Source organism: Marinobacter daqiaonensis, from assembly GCF_900115285.1.
Taxonomy (GTDB): Bacteria; Pseudomonadota; Gammaproteobacteria; order Pseudomonadales; family Oleiphilaceae; genus Marinobacter; species Marinobacter daqiaonensis.
In genome coordinates, this window is sequence record NZ_FOYW01000001.1 from 2,609,197 (window position 1) to 2,625,639 (window position 16,443).

The 16,443-nt window shown below is 61.7% G+C and carries 14 protein-coding genes; 6 read left to right on the forward strand and 8 right to left on the reverse strand.

Annotated features, from left to right (window positions below):
• Positions 1 to 23: 23 nt before the first annotated feature.
• The 3 genes from BM346_RS11905 to BM346_RS11915 all read left to right on the forward strand — a co-directional run bounded on the left by BM346_RS11905 (position 24) and on the right by BM346_RS11915 (position 2,589).
• Positions 24 to 1,031 carry a methionine ABC transporter ATP-binding protein gene (locus BM346_RS11905; protein ID WP_092012649.1) on the forward strand — a complete coding sequence of 336 codons (1,008 nt, stop codon included), beginning with the start codon at positions 24 to 26 and terminating at the stop codon, positions 1,029 to 1,031.
• Positions 1,031 to 1,696, forward strand: coding sequence for a methionine ABC transporter permease (locus tag BM346_RS11910; RefSeq protein WP_092012652.1), 666 nt, complete (start codon positions 1,031 to 1,033; stop codon positions 1,694 to 1,696). The genes BM346_RS11905 and BM346_RS11910 overlap by 1 nt, the downstream gene beginning before the upstream one ends.
• 110 nt (positions 1,697 to 1,806) lie before the next feature.
• A complete protein-coding gene (locus tag BM346_RS11915) occupies positions 1,807 to 2,589 on the forward strand; it encodes a MetQ/NlpA family ABC transporter substrate-binding protein (RefSeq protein ID WP_092012654.1) in 783 nt (260 codons plus the stop codon).
• Between the two features lie 109 nt (positions 2,590 to 2,698).
• On the opposite strand, the gene BM346_RS11920 is transcribed toward BM346_RS11915, so the two are convergent.
• The 3 genes from BM346_RS11920 to BM346_RS11930 form a co-directional block, all read right to left on the reverse strand.
• Positions 2,699 to 3,352, reverse strand: coding sequence for a peroxiredoxin (locus BM346_RS11920; RefSeq protein WP_092013675.1), 654 nt, complete (start codon positions 3,350 to 3,352; stop codon positions 2,699 to 2,701).
• Between the two features lie 171 nt (positions 3,353 to 3,523).
• Positions 3,524 to 4,882, reverse strand: a complete 1,359-nt coding sequence (locus BM346_RS11925) for an alanine/glycine:cation symporter family protein (RefSeq protein ID WP_092012659.1) — start codon at positions 4,880 to 4,882, stop codon at positions 3,524 to 3,526.
• Between the two features lie 144 nt (positions 4,883 to 5,026).
• Positions 5,027 to 6,073: a GAF domain-containing protein gene (locus tag BM346_RS11930; RefSeq protein ID WP_092012662.1), complete on the reverse strand. Its 1,047-nt coding sequence runs from the start codon at positions 6,071 to 6,073 to the stop codon at positions 5,027 to 5,029.
• Positions 6,074 to 6,340: 267 nt separating this feature from the next.
• On the opposite strand from BM346_RS11930, the gene BM346_RS11935 reads away from it, so the two are divergent.
• Together BM346_RS11935 and fghA are read left to right on the forward strand one after the other, a co-directional pair.
• Positions 6,341 to 6,769, forward strand: coding sequence for a CBS domain-containing protein (locus tag BM346_RS11935; RefSeq protein ID WP_092013678.1), 429 nt, complete (start codon positions 6,341 to 6,343; stop codon positions 6,767 to 6,769).
• Positions 6,770 to 6,809: 40 nt separating this feature from the next.
• On the forward strand, positions 6,810 to 7,655 hold the full coding sequence (fghA, locus tag BM346_RS11940) for an S-formylglutathione hydrolase (protein ID WP_092012665.1): 846 nt from the start codon (positions 6,810 to 6,812) through the stop codon (positions 7,653 to 7,655).
• Positions 7,656 to 7,712: 57 nt separating this feature from the next.
• Here fghA and BM346_RS11945 read toward each other — a convergent pair whose 3' ends face one another.
• Positions 7,713 to 8,678 (reverse strand): NAD(P)H-quinone oxidoreductase, encoded by a 966-nt coding sequence (locus BM346_RS11945; RefSeq protein WP_092012668.1) that lies wholly within the window; start codon positions 8,676 to 8,678, stop codon positions 7,713 to 7,715.
• 48 nt (positions 8,679 to 8,726) lie between these two features.
• Positions 8,727 to 11,159: a GAF domain-containing hybrid sensor histidine kinase/response regulator gene (locus tag BM346_RS11950; protein WP_092012671.1), complete on the reverse strand. Its 2,433-nt coding sequence runs from the start codon at positions 11,157 to 11,159 to the stop codon at positions 8,727 to 8,729.
• Positions 11,160 to 11,348: 189 nt separating this feature from the next.
• Here BM346_RS11950 and BM346_RS11955 point away from each other — a divergent pair, with 189 nt between their 5' ends.
• Positions 11,349 to 13,562, forward strand: a complete 2,214-nt coding sequence (locus BM346_RS11955) for an ATP-binding protein (RefSeq protein ID WP_092012674.1) — start codon at positions 11,349 to 11,351, stop codon at positions 13,560 to 13,562.
• A gap of 30 nt (positions 13,563 to 13,592) precedes the next feature.
• Here the strand turns inward: BM346_RS11955 and BM346_RS11960 are convergent, their stop codons facing one another.
• The 3 genes from BM346_RS11960 to BM346_RS11970 are packed head-to-tail and all read right to left on the reverse strand — an operon-like array spanning position 13,593 to position 16,331.
• Positions 13,593 to 14,162 carry a biliverdin-producing heme oxygenase gene (locus BM346_RS11960; RefSeq protein ID WP_323807478.1) on the reverse strand — a complete coding sequence of 190 codons (570 nt, stop codon included), beginning with the start codon at positions 14,160 to 14,162 and terminating at the stop codon, positions 13,593 to 13,595.
• Positions 14,152 to 14,616, reverse strand: a complete 465-nt coding sequence (locus BM346_RS11965) for a hypothetical protein (RefSeq protein ID WP_092012680.1) — start codon at positions 14,614 to 14,616, stop codon at positions 14,152 to 14,154. The genes BM346_RS11960 and BM346_RS11965 overlap by 11 nt, the downstream gene beginning before the upstream one ends.
• Positions 14,616 to 16,331 carry a two-component system response regulator gene (locus BM346_RS11970; RefSeq protein ID WP_092012683.1) on the reverse strand — a complete coding sequence of 572 codons (1,716 nt, stop codon included), beginning with the start codon at positions 16,329 to 16,331 and terminating at the stop codon, positions 14,616 to 14,618. The genes BM346_RS11965 and BM346_RS11970 overlap by 1 nt, the downstream gene beginning before the upstream one ends.
• Positions 16,332 to 16,443: the final 112 nt, after the last annotated feature.

The window sequence follows — 16,443 nt, forward strand, 5'->3', positions numbered from 1 at the left end:
GTCTCACTCAAGGTTTGTGACGTGTGATTGAGCTTGACCAGGTCCAGAAATCCTACCAGGTGGGTGGCCGGGCGATCCCCGCATTGCATTCCACCAGCCTGACCATTGAAACCGGCGAGGTGTTTGGTATTGTCGGCCACTCCGGTGCCGGCAAGTCGACCCTGGTGCGTCTGATCAATCTGCTGGAACGGCCCACCAATGGGCGGGTGCTGGTGGACGGAGAAAACGTCACCCATTACGATGCGGCGGAACTGCGGGCCTTCCGCCGCAGGGTGGGAATGATATTCCAGCACTTCAATCTGCTTTCCTCCCGTACCGTGGCGGACAACATCGCCTTTCCCATGAAGCTCGCGGGAATCTACTCGAAACAACAGATCCGGGAACGGGTAGCCGAACTGCTGGCCCTGGTCAGTCTCACTGACCAGGGCAACAAGTACCCTTCCCAGCTCTCCGGAGGGCAGAAACAGCGGGTTGGCATTGCCCGCGCTCTGGCCTGTCGCCCCACCATTCTGCTCTGTGACGAAGCCACCAGCGCCCTTGATCCGCAGACCACCCAGTCGGTATTGCGGCTGCTGGCGGACATCAACCGGGAACTGGGGCTGACCATTGTACTGATCACCCACGAAATGGACGTGGTGCGGCGAATCTGTGACCGGGTGGCGGTCATGGATGGCGGACGCGTGGTGGAGATGGGGCCGGTAACGGACGTGTTCCTTCACCCGGAGCATGCCACCACACGGGATTTCGTTTTTGAGAGCGAGAATATCGACCGGGAGGAGATGAGAGAGGACCTGGCCCACGCCCCGGGCCGGATCCTGCGGCTGACGTTCCGGGGGGAAAGCACCTATCAGCCGTTGCTGGGCCATGTGGCCCGCAGTTCGGGGGTGGACTTCAGTATTCTCTCCGGTCGGATCGACCATATCAAGGACACCCCCTACGGCCAGCTGACCCTTTCGCTGGTGGGTGGTGACCTGGACCGGGCCATGGCGGAATTTGACGCCGCGGATGTTCACGTGGAGGTGCTGCGCTGATGGAAGCTCTGCTGGGTAATGTGGACTGGAGCGAAATCGGCTGGGCCAGCTGGGAAACTCTGGTGATGGTGGGCCTGTCGCTGCTGTTCAGTGTGCTGGTGGGGCTCCCGGTCGGGGTCCTGCTGTTTCTGACCGGCAAGCGGCAGCTGCTGGAGCAGAAGGTGGCCTACGGCATTCTGTCTTTCATTGTGAACGTGCTGCGTTCGGTTCCGTTCATCATTCTGCTGATTGTGATGATCCCGGTGACGGTGGTCCTTGTGGGCACTTCACTGGGGGTGATCGGGGCGATTCCCCCCCTGGTGGCCGGTGGCGCCCCTTTCTTCGCGCGGCTGGTGGAGACCTCCCTGCGGGAGGTGGACCGGGGCATTATCGAGGCGACCCAGGCGATGGGCGCCAATATTCGCCAGATTGTCCTCGGGGCGCTGTTGCCGGAGGCGCTGCCGGGTATCATCGCCGGTATCACGGTGACTGCCATTACCCTGGTTTCCTATGCCGCCATGTCAGGTGTCGTTGGCGGCGGCGGTCTGGGTGATCTGGCGATTCGTTTCGGTTATCAACGGTTCCAGACAGACGTGATGGTGATTACTGTGGCGCTGTTGGTGATTTTTGTGCAGATGCTGCAGATGCTGGGGGACCGGCTGGTGCTTTATTTTAGCCGCAAGTGATGTTTTCTGCGGTGAATGACTTCGGACGAGGTGCCGGCCGCCGACCCGAGCGGCTCTGACTTGAGTGCTGCCCTCTGTAACGTAATTTTTAGAACCAAGGAGTTATGTTGATGACTTTCAAGAAAACCCTGATTGGCCTGGCCGCATTCGCGGCTTTTTCCTCGGCCCAGGCGGAGGAAACCCTGTCCGTGGCGGCGACGCCCGTTCCCCACGCGGAAATCCTGGAGTTTGTGGAGCCCATGCTGGAAAAGCAGGGTGTTGATCTGGAGATCCGGGTGTTCACCGATTACATCCAGCCGAATATCCAGGTGGACCAGAAGCGGATGGACGCCAACTTCTTCCAGCACCAGCCGTATCTGGATGAGTTCAATGATGGCCGTGGTACCGATCTGGTCACCGTGACCGGCGTTCACATCGAGCCGTTCGGTGCCTATTCCCAGAAGGTGGATTCACTGGATGCGCTGAAAAAAGGCGCCACGGTTGCGATTCCGAACGATCCCACCAACGGTGGCCGTGCTCTCCTGCTGCTGCAGGACGCGGGCCTGATCAAACTGAAGGAAGAAAGCAAGATCACCGCGACACCAAGGGATATCGCCGAGAACCCCAAGGACCTCAAGTTCCGCGAGCTGGAGGCGGCGACGCTGCCCCGTGTCCTGAACCAGGTGGATCTGGCCCTGATCAACACCAACTATGCCCTCGAGGCAGGCCTGAACCCCAGTGAGGACGCTCTGGTGATCGAGGGTTCCAATTCACCCTACGTCAACATCCTGGTGGCCCGTCCGGATAACAAGGACTCCGAGGCCATGCAGAAGCTGGCGGATGTCCTCACCTCAGAGGAAGTGAGGGAATTCATCCTTGAGAAGTATGAAGGTGCGGTGGTTCCGGCATTCTGAAGCCGGTTTAGCCCTTTCACAAAAAAGCCGGGCTGGTGAAAACCAGCCCGGCTTTTTTGTGGTTGGCGGCAGGGCACGGCCCCACCGATGCCACGACAACGAGCGGCGCCTACTCGCCGGACCAGTTGGACTTGGGGTCCGGGGTCATGCGCAGATAGGATTTGACCGCCTTGTAGCCTTTCGGGAAGCGCTCTTTGATTTCTTCCTCGTCCTGCAGCGACGGTACGATGACCACATCATCGCCGCGCTCCCAGTTGCCCGGGGTGGCCACCTTGTGGACGTCGGTGAGCTGCAGTGAGTCGATCACCCGCAGTACCTCGTTGAAGTTGCGCCCCGTGCTCGCCGGATAAGTGATCATCAGGCGGATCTTCTTGTTCGGGTCGATCACGAACAGGGAGCGGACCGTCAGGGTGCTGCTGGCATTGGGGTGGATCATGTCGTACAGCTCCGCCACCTTGCGGTCGTGGTCCGCAATGATGGGGAAGTTCACGGTGCAGCCCTGGGTTTCGTTGATGTCGTGGATCCACTCATTGTGTGAGTCCACAGGGTCCACGCTCAGGGCAATCGCCTTGACATTGCGCTTGGCGAATTCGTCCTTGAGCTTGGCGGTCAGACCCAGCTCGGTGGTGCACACCGGGGTGAAGTCCGCGGGGTGGGAGAAGAGGACCCCCCAGCCATCGCCAAGCCATTCATGGAAGCGAATGGTGCCTTCACTGGAATCCTGCTCGAAGTCCGGTGCAGTATCGCCTAGATGTAAACTCATATCGTCTTCCTCCATTCTCGGTGCCGCCGCCTGCAGCGTGTCTGCAGGGTACGGCGTGTTAACTTCGTTCTCTTGGGTTACCAAGGAGTTATGGAGCCTTTACGAGGATTAAACAAGTGTCGGATCTCTTTACCATCGCAAGCTCCGGCGATTGGACGACACTTTCCCCCATCAGCCCCCTATCTGTTTCTGCCTTTCGAAATGCTCTTTCGTCAGCCTGAATACTACGGGGCTGAGCAATACCAGGGCAATCAGGTTAGGCAGGGCCATCATGGCGTTCAGGGTGTCCGCCAACAACCACACGAAACCGAGGTTGAGTGTGGCGCCCACCGGGATGGCAAGGATCCATGCCACCCGGTACGGCACGATCGCCTTCACGCCAAACAGGAATTCAATACAACGCTCACCATAGAAAGACCAGCCCAGAATGGTCGTGAAGGCGAATACCGCCAGGGAGATGGCCACCACGTAATTGCCGCCGGGGAAGCCAAGGGCAAAGGCGGTGGATGTGAGGGCCGCCCCGGATTCGCCGGTGGTCCAGGCGCCGGAGGTGATGATCACCATGCCGGTGATGGTGCATACGATGATGGTGTCGATGAAGGTCCCCAGCATCGCCACCATGCCCTGATTGATGGGGTTGTTGGTCTGGGCGGCGGCATGGGCAATGGGGGCGGAGCCAAGACCCGCCTCGTTGGAAAAGATGCCCCGGGCCACACCAAAGCGGATCGCGGCCCAGACCGCGGCCCCGGCAAAGCCACCTTCGGCGGCGATGGGGGAGAACGCATGCTCGAAGACCAGGCCGAAGGCTGCCGGCAGGGCGGGAGCATTCACTGCCAGCACGATCAGGCCGGCTATGACATAGGAAATCGCCATCAACGGGACCAGGGCGCTGGCCACCTGACCGATGCGGCGGATGCCGCCGATCAGCACCATGCCCACCAGCACCATCAAAATCAGCCCCGTCGCCCAGGCGGGCAGGCCGAAGTTGGCCTGGAGCACGTCAGCCACCGAGTTGGCCTGTACCGTGTTGCCGATACCGAAACCGGCAATGGCGGCGAAGATGGCGAACAGTACGCCCAGCCAGGCCCACTTGCTGCCCAGGCCGTTGCGGATGTAGTACATGGGGCCGCCGACGTGGGCGCCCCGCTCGTCAACCTCCCGGAAGCGCACCGCCAGAACCGCCTCGGAATACTTGGTGGCCATGCCCACCAGGGCGGTCAGCCACATCCAGAAGAGGGCCCCGGGTCCGCCGAGAAAGACCGCAGTGGCGACACCAGCGATGTTACCGGTGCCGATGGTGGCGGACAGCGCGGTCATCAGGGCCTGGAAGGGCGGGATTTCACCGCTCTCTTCCGCGCCCTCGGCGGTCCGGCCCCGCCACATCAGGCGGAAGCCTTCCCCCAGGCGCAGAATGGGCATCAGTTTCAGGCCCAGGCTGAGGAAAAGGCCCACCCCCAGGATGAGTACCAGCATGGGAGGTCCCCACACCAGCCCGTTGACATAGGATACAAGGTTGCTGACGAATTCCATTGGTGTGCTCCGTATCAGGCGCGGTATCGGGATAAGCGCTCCCCGGGGTCTCCCGGGACACTCGGAGTTTAGCCTCTGGTTTTCAGATGTAAATGTTTCAAATCAGTAAGTTGTCTCTTCGTGGGCCATTGTTGTGATATCCGTTCATTTCCTGAGCAGCCTCACCTGCTCCACGTCATCGAAGTGCCGCAGGGTCAGTGTGCCAGGGGGCTGGTCGGCGCCAGGTCTGTCCCGTTCCAGTTGCTCGATCAGATCCGCCAGTCCGAGGTCGGTGGAAACCCCGGTGCAGGCGGAAAGGCCAAGGTGGGCGAGATTTGCAGGGTGCTCCCCGAAAAACCGGCGGATTCTTTCCGCCAGCAGCGAAAGCACCGTTGTGAGGGACTCCCGGTTGCCATTGCCGATAATGAGAATGAACTGGCCCTGGCCCACGGTTCCTGCCGTGTCCCGGAAGTCCAGGACCCCAAGTATCAGATTTGCAAGTTCCCGCTGAACATCATCGGGCGCCTGGGCATCGGCGCCAGCGGGCATCGTGAAACCCACGTCCACCCAGGCCAGGGATTGCTGACCTCCACTGAGATGGATGCGATGCCGGGCCTCTTCCAGCAGCCGGATGATGCCATCCCAGTTCCACAGGCCGGTTACATCATCCAGCAGCAACGGCCGGTCGGAGAGATCCATCGGATTTCCGGAGTGGGCGTTCAGAGCGCTTTCAAAGAGCAGTTCCCTTTCCACCAGGGCAGCCAGATCGCTGAGAACGGACAGGTCCATTTCTCCGGCGCCATGGGGCTCGATATCAAGAATGCAGAGCGTGCCGATGTGGGCCTGGTCGTGACCCCTCAGGGGGATCCCGGCATAGAACCGAAGTCCCGGGTTCGTTACAACCAGGGGATTGTTTTCGAATCGCGGATCGAGCCGGGCGTCCTCCACCACCATCATGGCATCCTCCAGAATGGCATGACCACAGAAGGAGATGGCCCGTGGAACGCTGCGTTCGCTCAAACCGATCGCCGCCTTGCACCATTGCCGGTCTTCCTCGATCAGGGAAATGGCCGCTATGGGAACAGTGAAGAACTTCTGCGCGAGCCGTGTGATCCGCTGAAACCGTTCCTCAAAAGGCGTGTCCATGAGCCCGGTACTGCGAAGGGCTTCCAGTCGGCGGGATTCGTTATGGGATTGTGGTGGCTCTTGCATAACTGGCCTTTGTCGTGGCGTCGCGGGACAGTAGGGAATGGTGTTACCGTAACATGAAATACTGGCGGGCCTGGCCCACGGACCAATGAGCTCCCCCCCCGGCTTTCAATATAGCTGATATAATCATGTTTCGTTCAGGCGAGTTATTGCCTAAGGTTAGGAAAGGGGTCCGGGAAGGACGCGCCTGATACAGAAGGGTGGTCTTCAGGGGCCGCTCGTTTGTGAGAAAACAGGAACCTGAAACAGGAACAGGAGGACGTTCAGATGATGCGCTCACTCAAGGCTTCGGACATCATGTTGAATCATATTGAACCGCTACGCCTGGGTACGCCCCTGCCGGCGGTGGTCAAGCACCTGCTGATAAACCATGTCACGGGTCTTCCCGTGGTGGACGGTAACCGCAAGGTGGTCGGCTTTGTCTCGGAGCAGGACTGTATACATGCTCTGCTGGTGAGCAATTACCATGGCGAGGGTGAGCCATCGGTGGACGATGTGATGATCAGCAAACCGGTTACCATCAGCCCGGAAATGTCCGTTGTCGACCTGGCCCAGAACCTTGGTCATGGCAAGCCGAAGGTGTATCCGGTCGAGGACCACGGGCGCCTGGTGGGCATCGTGACCCGTACCGCTATCCTGGCCGAGCTCGCCCGCCTGGGTGCCGGCGTGGACGTGGGGCGGTTCGCCGAGGCACAGTGACCTCCCGGGATTTCCGACAATGACCTACCGGAGGTGAGGTATGGAACAGCTGGCAACGAACATGTGTTTTGGCGGGGAGCATCGTCGCTATCGCCACCGGTCCGATGTTCTTTACTGCGACATGGAATTCGCCGTGTTCCTGCCGCCGGTCGCGCTGGGCAGCGGCGCCCGGCAGGTGCCGGTACTTTACTGGTTGTCCGGCCTGACCTGCACTGACCAGAATTTCATGCAGAAGGCCGGTGCCCAGAAGCTTGCGGCGGAACTGGGCATGGCCATCGTGTGCCCGGATACGAGCCCCCGGGGACTGGATCTGCCGGGCGAGGACGACAGTTACGATTTTGGCTCCGGCGCCGGTTTCTACCTCAATGCCACCCGGGAGCCCTGGTCGCGCCATTACCGCATGTACGACTATGTCGTGACTGAACTGCCCTCCCTGCTGGAGCGGGAGCTGCCGGTGACCGATCAGAGGGGCGTCAGCGGCCACTCCATGGGTGGGCATGGTGCGCTGATCTGCGCCCTGAAAAACCCGGGTCGCTACCGCTCGGTTTCCGCCTTTGCACCCATCGCCAACCCGTCGGAGTGTCCCTGGGGCCAGAAAGCCTTCAGCGGATATCTGGGTGGCGACAGGGAGCAGTGGGCTGAATGGGACGCAACGCTGCTGATTCCGGGGGCGAAAGAGCGCCTGCCCCTGCTGGTGGACCAGGGCACCTCGGACCAGTTCCTGGAGGAGCAGCTGGCGCCTGACGCGCTCGCGGACGCCTGTGAGAAAGCCCATCACCCCATCGAACTGCGCATGCACAGAGGCTACGATCACAGCTACTTCTTCATTGCCTCATTCATTGACGACCACCTCAGGCACCATGGCCGCGCCCTCGGACTGGTGTGAGCCGGCGCCCGGGGCAGCTGTGTCAGGGCACATCAGCGGGCGCCGCGACTCTACCGCTCAGGGATTGACGGCAAGTAACAGTTTGCCCGTGCTTTCATTGCTTTCCAGGTAGGCCATGGCCTCGTCCGCCTCTGTGATGGGCCAGGTACGGTCAATGATGGGCTTTATGTCGCCACTGGCGAGTTTCGGCCATACATGCTCGTAGAGCGCGTCCATCACCTCGCCTTTGAGTTCGACCGGCTGGGCCCGCAGGGTGGAACCGATCAGCCGTTGACGCTTCATCAGCATCAGTCCGGTGTTGATCTGGGAATCGGTACCGGCCATCCGGCCGATCAGGATGATGCGGCCTTCCACGTTCAGGCACTTCTGGTCCTCCGCGATATAATCGCCGCCCACGGGGTCCAAAACCATGTCGGCACCGCCCCAGTCTTTCACCGCCTGGGCAAATGACCCCTGGTGTCGATTCCAGGTTCCATCCGCGCCCAGCTCCCTGCAAAACGCCAGCTTGTCATCGCTCCCGGCGGTGGCGAACACGGGGTTGCCCATGGCCTTGGCCAACTGGATGGCTGCGGTTCCCACTCCGCTGGCCGCGGCGTGGAGCAGGACACGTTCACCCGGCCTGATGCCCGCCACCATGTAAAGGTTCATCCAGGCGGTGGCAAAAACCTCAGGCAGGGCGGCGGCCTGCTCCAGGGTCAGCCCGTCGGGTACCGGCAGTACCTGGGCCGAGGGTACGTTGACCCGGGAGGCGTAGCCACCGCCGGTCAAAAGCGCACAGACCTCGGTCCCGGGTTCGAGGTGGGAGACATTTTCGCCCACGGCCGCCACGCGGCCACTTACCTCCAGGCCAAGAATGGGGGATGCTCCCGGAGGCGGCGGATACGCCCCCTTGCGCTGCACCAGGTCGGCCCGGTTCATTCCAGCCCAGGTCACATCAATAGCGACTTCGTCCGGACCGGGCTCTGGCAGGTCCGGGTGTTCTTCCCAGATCAGGGACTGGTCCGTTACCGTGATTGCTTTCATGACTGCTCCTGTTTGAAAGAAATGCCTGTTTGAAGGAGAGGACCTCCTTCAGAGGCCATCAGTATTATCTGATTTCGTTGATTTTGGCACCGAGTCCCGGGACAGGTTGCTGAGCAGCGACCGCAGGGAATCCCGGGTGATGGGTTTCTCCAGGTGGGCATCAAACCCACTGTGGAGGCTGCGCTGACGCTGCTCACTGCCGGAGTGGGCCGTACAGGCGATCATCCGGGGTTGCCTGCGGTTTGCTTCACTGAGTCGCTGGCGGGCCTCCCGCAGAAACTGGTAACCATCCATCTGCGGCATCTGGATGTCCACAAACACCAGGTCCGGTGACAGATTCTCCAGCATCACAAGCCCCCGGCGGGCGGAACCTGCCGTGTAGACCTTACTGGTACCGAGATGGCCAAGCATGGCTTCCAGAATATCCCTGTTAACGACGTTGTCATCGATAACCAGAGCTTCCCGGGGTGGTTTCCAGGAGCCCCTGTCGGAGGCGTCGTCCGCCGGGATCATCTCCGGTCCGGCGAGGGCCAGGGTAAGACGGGTGTGGAAACGGGCTCCCTGGCCGGGCCTGCTGTCCAGACACAGGTCCGCGTCCATCAGGTGAAGGAGCTGGCGGCTGATAGCAAGACCCAGGCCTGAGCCGCCATAGGCCCGCGTGGCGGAATTATCCAGCTGTTCAAAGTGGTTGAAGATACGTCTCTGATCCGCCTCGGGAATACCCGGTCCTGTGTCCGCCACGGCAAGTTCCACGGTATGGAAGCGGTCGTTCGCCGCGGTGACCAGCGCCTCGATCCGGATCTCTCCATTCTCGGTGAATTTCACCGCATTGCCCACCAGGTTCATCACCACCTGCTTGATGCGGGTCGGGTCCCCTATCAGCCAGACGTCCGCCAGGCCCCGGATATCGAGCCTGAGCTCGGTGCCTGCTTCTCCAGCCCTGGCCCTGAAGAGTTCCGCCACTTCCTGCAACTGGCTGTCCAGCTTCATCGGCATGAGGTCGAGGCCCATTCGCCCGCTTTCGATGTGGGACAGGTCCAGAATGTCATTCAGCAATCTCAGTAAATGCCGTGATGACTGGTTCAGGGTCCGCAGTAGCGGCTGGAGGTCGTCGGGTGCCTTTTCATGCATCAGCTCAGCCACGCCGAGGATGCCGTTCAGAGGGGTGCGCAACTCGTGACTGATGTTGGCGAGGAACTCGCTCTTGGCGCGGCTGGCGCGCTCGGCGGTGTCCCGTGCCTGGCGGAGAGCTATTTCCTGCTCCTTGCGGCGGGTAATGTTGGTCTGGGAAGCGATGAAATGGGTGATGTTGCCATGCTGGTCATGGATCGGTTCCACTGAGACGTCCACCCAGTAAGGGGTGCCGTCGCGGCTGTAGTTAAGAATCTCCTGACGTACCGGCTGGCCTTTGTCAATGTGCTCCCGCAGGCGCCGGCGCGCCTCCGGAGAGGTGTCCGGACCCTGGAGGATCTCCCCCGGGCGTCTGCCGGCGACCTCCCCCAGGCTATAGCCGGTCAGCTTCTCGAAGCTGCGGTTGACCCAGGTAATGCCCTCGTCGGGGCCGGTGATCACGATGAGGTTCTGACTCTGGAGGGCTGCACGGTTAAACAGCCGGAGATTGGAGCGGACCTCCTGGACCTCACAGCGGGATGCCCGGAGGGCGGACTGGTCGTGAATGACCACCAGCAGGTTCTGACGGCCGTCCTCCCGGGAGTTGATCAGGCGTATCCAGCTGGTGACGTTGTCGCCGGGCCCGAAATGGACTGGGGTTTCGAGGGTCTGCTCCGTCTCCGTATCACTCAGCAGATCCTGAGTGGAGAGCTCCGGGAACATCTGTTCGAAGGCGTCCGTGGCGGAGCCCGGTAAATCTCCAAGGCGCCGGTCCAGGGCATGGTTGGCGTACAGAACCTGGTTCCTGCGGAGGTCCAGCAGCATCAAATAGAGGTCACTGGTATCGAGAATGCTGCCTATATGGCGATTCAGGATACCTTGCACCCGGCGCTCCAGGCGCTCGGTCACCTGTGCCGCCAGCAGCTGGAGGGCTTCAGTCTGTTCGTCATCAAGGACGCCGGGACAGGGATCGAAGACGCACAGGGTGCCGATGGTCAGGCCATCACTGGTGATCAGCGGGGCGCCGGCGTAGAAGCGGATCATGGGGCCACCGGCAACCAGAGGGTTGTCCAGGAAACGGGGGTCCTGGTGGGTATCCTCCACCACGAATACCCGGGTCTGGAGGATCGTGTGGCCGCAGAAGGACATTTCCCGCTCCGTTTCCGTCACATCCAGGTCGCCCTGGCGGGACTTGAACCATTGCCGCTCCCGGTCCACCAGGGTGACAGTGGCAAAGCGGGTCTTGCAGATCATCGCCGCCAGTCGGGTAATGTCATCGTATAAACGCTCAGAGGGGGTGTCCAGCACGTCCATCTGATACAGTCGCTCGAGGCGGCGTTCCTCGTTTTCTGGAATAGCGGGGGCCTGCATGGTCTCTCCGGGAACGGCGACAGAGCCAGGGACCTCACCACCGCTCTGACCCGGATGGGCCAGTGCCGGCAGGGGCGAGGCTCTTGATCTATATAACAAAGAGCCTAGCACGTTTTCCGGGCCGGCCAGGTTCTACGGACCTTCCTTTTTACACCAGATTACGGTCATCACAGGCAGGGCATATTCCCCATGAGCGAGCGGTTCTCCGATCAGTTCGATTTCACCAGGTGCGAGGAAGAGCCTATCAGAACCCCGGGCTCAATCCAGGCTTTCGGTGCCGTGCGGGTGCTGGCGGTGGGCCTGGACAGGGTCCTGGCGGAGAGTGCCGATGCCAGCCAATGGTTTTCGCGGCTGCCAGAGGCTGGCGAGATGGGGTTGCCGGCGTCCTTTGCCGGGGCACTGGAAAAGGCCATCGCTCGTGACAGCGACTGGCCGGTGCGGGAAACCCTGCGGGTGGGGGCGCAGCGATGGCACCTCACCGGCCATTATCTTCCCGAAGCCGCCATCCTGGTGGAAGTGGAGCCGGGTAACACCGGTCCGGACACGGTGGGGACAGCAGTCAGCGATCTGGAGGCACTGATTGGCCGGGTCAAGGCGGCCAGGTCGGTGGATGAGCTGATGACCACAGCGGCGGAGGCAATACGGGGTATCACCGGATTCGACCGGGTCATGGTCTATCGCTTTGCCGAGGACTGGCACGGCGAGGTTGTGGCGGAAAGCCGGGCGGATCACATGGCCTCGTATCTCGGGCTTCATTTCCCGGCCTCGGACATACCCCCTCAGGCCCGGGCACTGTACGTGGAAAACCAGATCCGTCTGATCGCGAGTGTCGACGCTCCCGTGATTCCGGTGTATTGGACAGTGAGTAACCGGGCACCGGCGGAACTGGACCTGAGCCAGTGCAGTCTGCGCGCCGTATCCCCCATTCATCTGCAGTACCTGCGCAACATGGGCGTCCAGGCCTCGATGTCCATTTCCCTCATGCGGGACGGTCAGCTCTGGGGCATGGTGGCCTGCCACCATGCGACCCCCCGCCACGTCACCCTGGATGCCCGCATGGGGGCCAAGCTGGTAGGCGATGTGCTGTCCATGTGCCTGCGCCTGGTCGAGGACGCCGATACCATGCGGGCCCGCCTGCAGCACAGCTTCCATCAGCGGGAGGTTACGGACCGCTTCGTTCACAGCGACGAGCTCGTACCGGCGCTGAGGGACTCCGGCGAGGACCTTCGGCGACTGTTTCGCGCCAGCGGCCTGTTGATCGCAGAGGGGGAGCGGACCTGGCTTTACGGCACATGCCCGAATGAGCGTTGCGCCAGGTTGCTGGCCAACCACGTCGGGGAGCGGATGAAAGCCAATGGCCTGGGACTCTACCAGCGCAATGGCTGGTCGACGCCGCTGTTCGATCATCAGGAACTCACCGCGGCCGGGGTGCTCGCCCTTGCCCCGACCGCGGACTACAGGGTTCTGGTACTCTGGTTGCGGGCCCACGAGCCCGAAGAAGTGGCCTGGGCGGGGGCTCCGGAAAAGGCGCCGGAAGACCCCCTCAATCCCCGTCATTCTTTCAGCCAGTGGCGTGAGCAGCGCCGGGGTCTGGCCCGCCCCTGGCAACCCTGGGAAATGGAGGCGGCGGATGAGCTCCTGTCCGACCTGCGCCAGCTCAGTCTTCGCCAGATGGAGAGGCTGCAGCGGCTGTCGGAAAACCTCGAGCGTTCAAACCGGGATCTGGAGGATTTTGCCTTTATCGCTTCCCACGATCTTCAGGAACCCCTGCGCAAGATCGAGGCGTTTTCCACCATGATCCAGGAGGAAGCGCGGGAGGGGCAGCTTGAGGGGCTGGACGACTACCTGGACCGTATCAGCTCCAGCTCCCGCCGCCTGCGGGCCCTGGTCGGTGATCTGCTGACATACTCCCGGGTGGGTCGGCTGGATTACAGCTATTCGCGGTGCGACTGGCGAAAGGTCATCGACAGGGTGCTGGAGTTGCTGGACGGTGAGATTGCTCAGGCGGGCGCGGAGATCTCCCTGGAAGGAGACTTTCCGGTAACGTACAGTGCCCCGGTCCTGGTGCGGATGATCTTCCAGAATCTGATCTCCAATGCCATCAAGTACCGGGCGAGTGGGCGACCTCCCCGGATCGAGATACGTTCCCGGAGAGTGGCCGATGGCTGGCAGGTGACCGTGAACGACAATGGCATCGGCTTTTCCCAGGATAAGGCGGACGCCATTTTCAGGCCTTTCCTGCGACTCCACAGCAAGTCCCGGTACCCGGGCTCCGGTATCGGTCTGGCCATCGTTCGCAAGGCGGCCAGCCGTATCGACACCCAGGTGGACGCCACATCCGAACCGGGAAAGGGTAGTTGTTTCCGGTTGCAGGTGAGAGCGCCGGGAGATAGCGAAGAATAGCGAAGAGTAGTCGCGGCAGGCCCCTGGCGATCAGGAGTCGTGCCCCAAGCTGTCGCTCTCCAGTCCGGTGAGCAGATACCGGAAAGCGAACCGGGCCCCCCGGCTCGCCGACGGGGCCATGGCTGGCGGCAGCGACCGCAGTTGCTGGCAGAACGCTGGCCAGTTGTCCTCGCGGCAACGGAAGAATGCCAGTGGCAGGCCGGCATCGGATGCGGCAAGCCTGCGCTCAAGAAACGCGCTGCCCAGCTGGGCTCCCTTGACGGTGTACAGGACCCCCACCGCTTCCTCCGGGGACCAGGCGGGGATTGGTGCGGGGTCCACCGGTGGAGTGGCGCCCAGATCCTCCAGGTCGGCCATCAGGGCGTCTCGGCGGGGCAGCAGCCAGGGTTGCCACGGACTGCCGGCCAGCGAATGCTCCAGCGCTTCCTCCAGCGGGCACCAGCCCCGGGCCAGGCCCGTCATGGCGATACGGTACTCGTCCCGGGAGGGATCGGCCGTGAGGGTGGCGAGCAGGCGGTGCTGATCCAGTTTCCGGTGGTCGGCCCCGGTATCCGCACGCAGGCGGCTGAGCAGATCCGGGGTGGTGATATCAGGGGTGATAGAGCTTCTCCACCGGCAGTGGCAGTTCGCAGCTGGGCAACTGCCCCACGGTCCAGTAACGGTCCATCTGCAGCACCAGTCTGCTCAGATCCTGGAAACGGATCGGTAGCTGGATGACCGAGTTTACACGCCGCGCGTAGAGATTGTGGATGTCGGTTTCGGTGATGTGGCTGTCCGGACTGTAGAACGCCGTCAGTGGAGCCCGGGACAGCTCGGCGTGAAGCTTTATGTCCACCGGCACGCTCAGGTCTTCCGGTCCGTTAACCAGGAAAAAGACCAGTCTGATATCGAAGGAACGGGAGCTTCCCGGGCTTTCAAGGGATTCCAGCAGGTCCGTCACGCTGGAAAACACCGCAACCTGATCCACCAGGCCGGAGTGCACGAAACCAGTCCAGATCTCCCGGGGCAACTCGGTGTGGTTGCCAATCAGCACCGCCGCACTTTTATCCACCATCAGGCTCCCTCCTGCACACTCTGCTCCGCCAGGGCTTCAACCCAGTCCTTCAGGGGCATCGGTCGTGCCAGGAAATTGCCCTGCCCGGTGGTCGCGCCCAGTTCCCTGACGATGCGCCAGTCACTCTCACTTTCGATGCCTTCCGCCACCACCGCCAGATCGAGGCGCTGGCCCAGGCAGATGATGGCTTCACAGATACCCCGCGCCGCCTGATCCGACTGCAGGCCGCTGGTAAAGCTCTGATCGATCTTGAGAGTGGAGACCGCCAGTGTGCGCAGGTAGGCAAGGCAGGAGAAGCCGGTGCCGAAGTCATCAATGGCCACGCCAAATCCTTTCTGTCGCAGTTGTCCGAGGGTCTGCTGGGCGGTGCGGTCCACCAGCGATCGTTCCACGATCTCGAACTCCAGGTAACGGGGTTCCACGCCGTAACCGGTACAGAGGGTCGCAAGCTCGTCGGCAAGATCAAGGTTCAGCAACTGCGCCACGGTGATGTTGAAACCCAGACGCCAGGGCCGCTCCGGCGATGGCAGGGAGTGGTTGGACGCCAGCAGATCCAGGGTTCGCCGAATCATGTACTGGTCTATATCGAGCATCAGACTGGAACGCTCGGCAACCGGGATAAATACCCCCGGTAGCAGCAGGCCCCTGAGCGGGTGCCGCCAGCGGGCCAGCACTTCCGCTCCACTCACACGACCGGTGTGGCTGTCGAAACGGGGCTGGAACCAGGGCTCGAACTCACCCTGGTCAAGGGCGCGGCGGATGTCCTGTTCCAGCTCAAGCGAGACCATCAGCCCCTGCTCCAGGTCACTGTCGAAGGTAACCACATCGCGACGACCATGGGCCTTGGCCTCGTAAAGCGCGATATCGGCGTAACGCATCATTTCCAGGGGCGAGTGGGCGTGGTCCGGATAGATGGCGATACCGAAGGAGCCGCTGATCCGGCTGTTGATCCCCCGTATGGGAATGGGTGCTCGCAGGGCGGCCAGTAACTTGAGGGCGATCGTCTCCAGCTCGTCCTCGGTGGTGAAATCCTGGACCAGAATGGCGAATTCGTCGCCTCCCAGGCGGGCCAGCAGGTCCTCTTCCCGCAATTCCCGCTGTAAACGGTCAGCCACCAGCTGCAGCAGCAGGTCGCCGGTGTCGTGGCCGAGGGAGTCGTTGACGTTCTTGAAGTCATCCAGGTCCATGGCCAGGATGGCCACCCGGCGTTTGTGGCGCTCGGCCCGGCTCAGGGCACGCTTCAGCTGCTCCTCGAACATCATGCGGTTGGCCAGCCCCGTCAGGCTGTCCTGCCGGATCAGCTGGTGCATTTCCCGTTCGTGGCGCTGGCGCTGGACGACGTTCAGCACTATCCGCTCCAGCATTCTTGAACCCAGGTCATCCTTGTAGATGAAGTCCCAGGCACCCGCGTCCACCACACTCGCGTTGACCTTCAGATCGTTGGTAGAGGTGACCACGACGAAAGGCGTGGTTTTCAGCTGGGCCGGCAGGTTCCGCAGTACGTCCTCAGCGGTCCGGTCCCCCCAGTAATAGTCGATGAAAACAGCGTCATACCGGTTGCGTTTACACAGTTCGACAGCCCGGTCCAGATCGGATTCCACCGTGACACGGGCTTCGAACCGTTCCATGCGCCCCAGGTACTTTCGTATCAGCAGAGCGTCGTCCTGGTCATCATCAACAATCAGGATCCTGAGACTATTATCCGGTTTGGTCATGGGGCAGTTCCACCAGGCTGAACCAGTACTGTTGGATTTGGCTGACAACGTCGAGAAATTCCCGGTCTCTTCCAACAGTCCAAGTGTCCTCCAATTCGGGGTTTGGTTCCAG

What these genes read in the sequence shown, in the direction of transcription:
- BM346_RS11910 (WP_092012652.1), top strand. Translation starts at nt 1,031, where the DNA reads ATGGAAGCTCTGCTGGGTAATGTGGACTGGAGCGAAATCGGCTGGGCC.
- BM346_RS11915 (WP_092012654.1), top strand. Translation starts at nt 1,807, where the DNA reads ATGACTTTCAAGAAAACCCTGATTGGCCTGGCCGCATTCGCGGCTTTT.
- BM346_RS11920 (WP_092013675.1), bottom strand. Translation starts at nt 3,352, where the DNA reads ATGAGTTTACATCTAGGCGATACTGCACCGGACTTCGAGCAGGATTCC.
- BM346_RS11925 (WP_092012659.1), bottom strand. Translation starts at nt 4,882, where the DNA reads ATGGAATTCGTCAGCAACCTTGTATCCTATGTCAACGGGCTGGTGTGG.
- BM346_RS11930 (WP_092012662.1), bottom strand. Translation starts at nt 6,073, where the DNA reads ATGCAAGAGCCACCACAATCCCATAACGAATCCCGCCGACTGGAAGCC.
- BM346_RS11935 (WP_092013678.1), top strand. Translation starts at nt 6,341, where the DNA reads ATGCGCTCACTCAAGGCTTCGGACATCATGTTGAATCATATTGAACCG.
- fghA (WP_092012665.1), top strand. Translation starts at nt 6,810, where the DNA reads ATGGAACAGCTGGCAACGAACATGTGTTTTGGCGGGGAGCATCGTCGC.
- BM346_RS11945 (WP_092012668.1), bottom strand. Translation starts at nt 8,678, where the DNA reads ATGAAAGCAATCACGGTAACGGACCAGTCCCTGATCTGGGAAGAACAC.
- BM346_RS11950 (WP_092012671.1), bottom strand. Translation starts at nt 11,159, where the DNA reads ATGCAGGCCCCCGCTATTCCAGAAAACGAGGAACGCCGCCTCGAGCGA.
- BM346_RS11955 (WP_092012674.1), top strand. Translation starts at nt 11,349, where the DNA reads ATGAGCGAGCGGTTCTCCGATCAGTTCGATTTCACCAGGTGCGAGGAA.
- BM346_RS11965 (WP_092012680.1), bottom strand. Translation starts at nt 14,616, where the DNA reads ATGGTGGATAAAAGTGCGGCGGTGCTGATTGGCAACCACACCGAGTTG.
- BM346_RS11970 (WP_092012683.1), bottom strand. Translation starts at nt 16,331, where the DNA reads ATGACCAAACCGGATAATAGTCTCAGGATCCTGATTGTTGATGATGAC.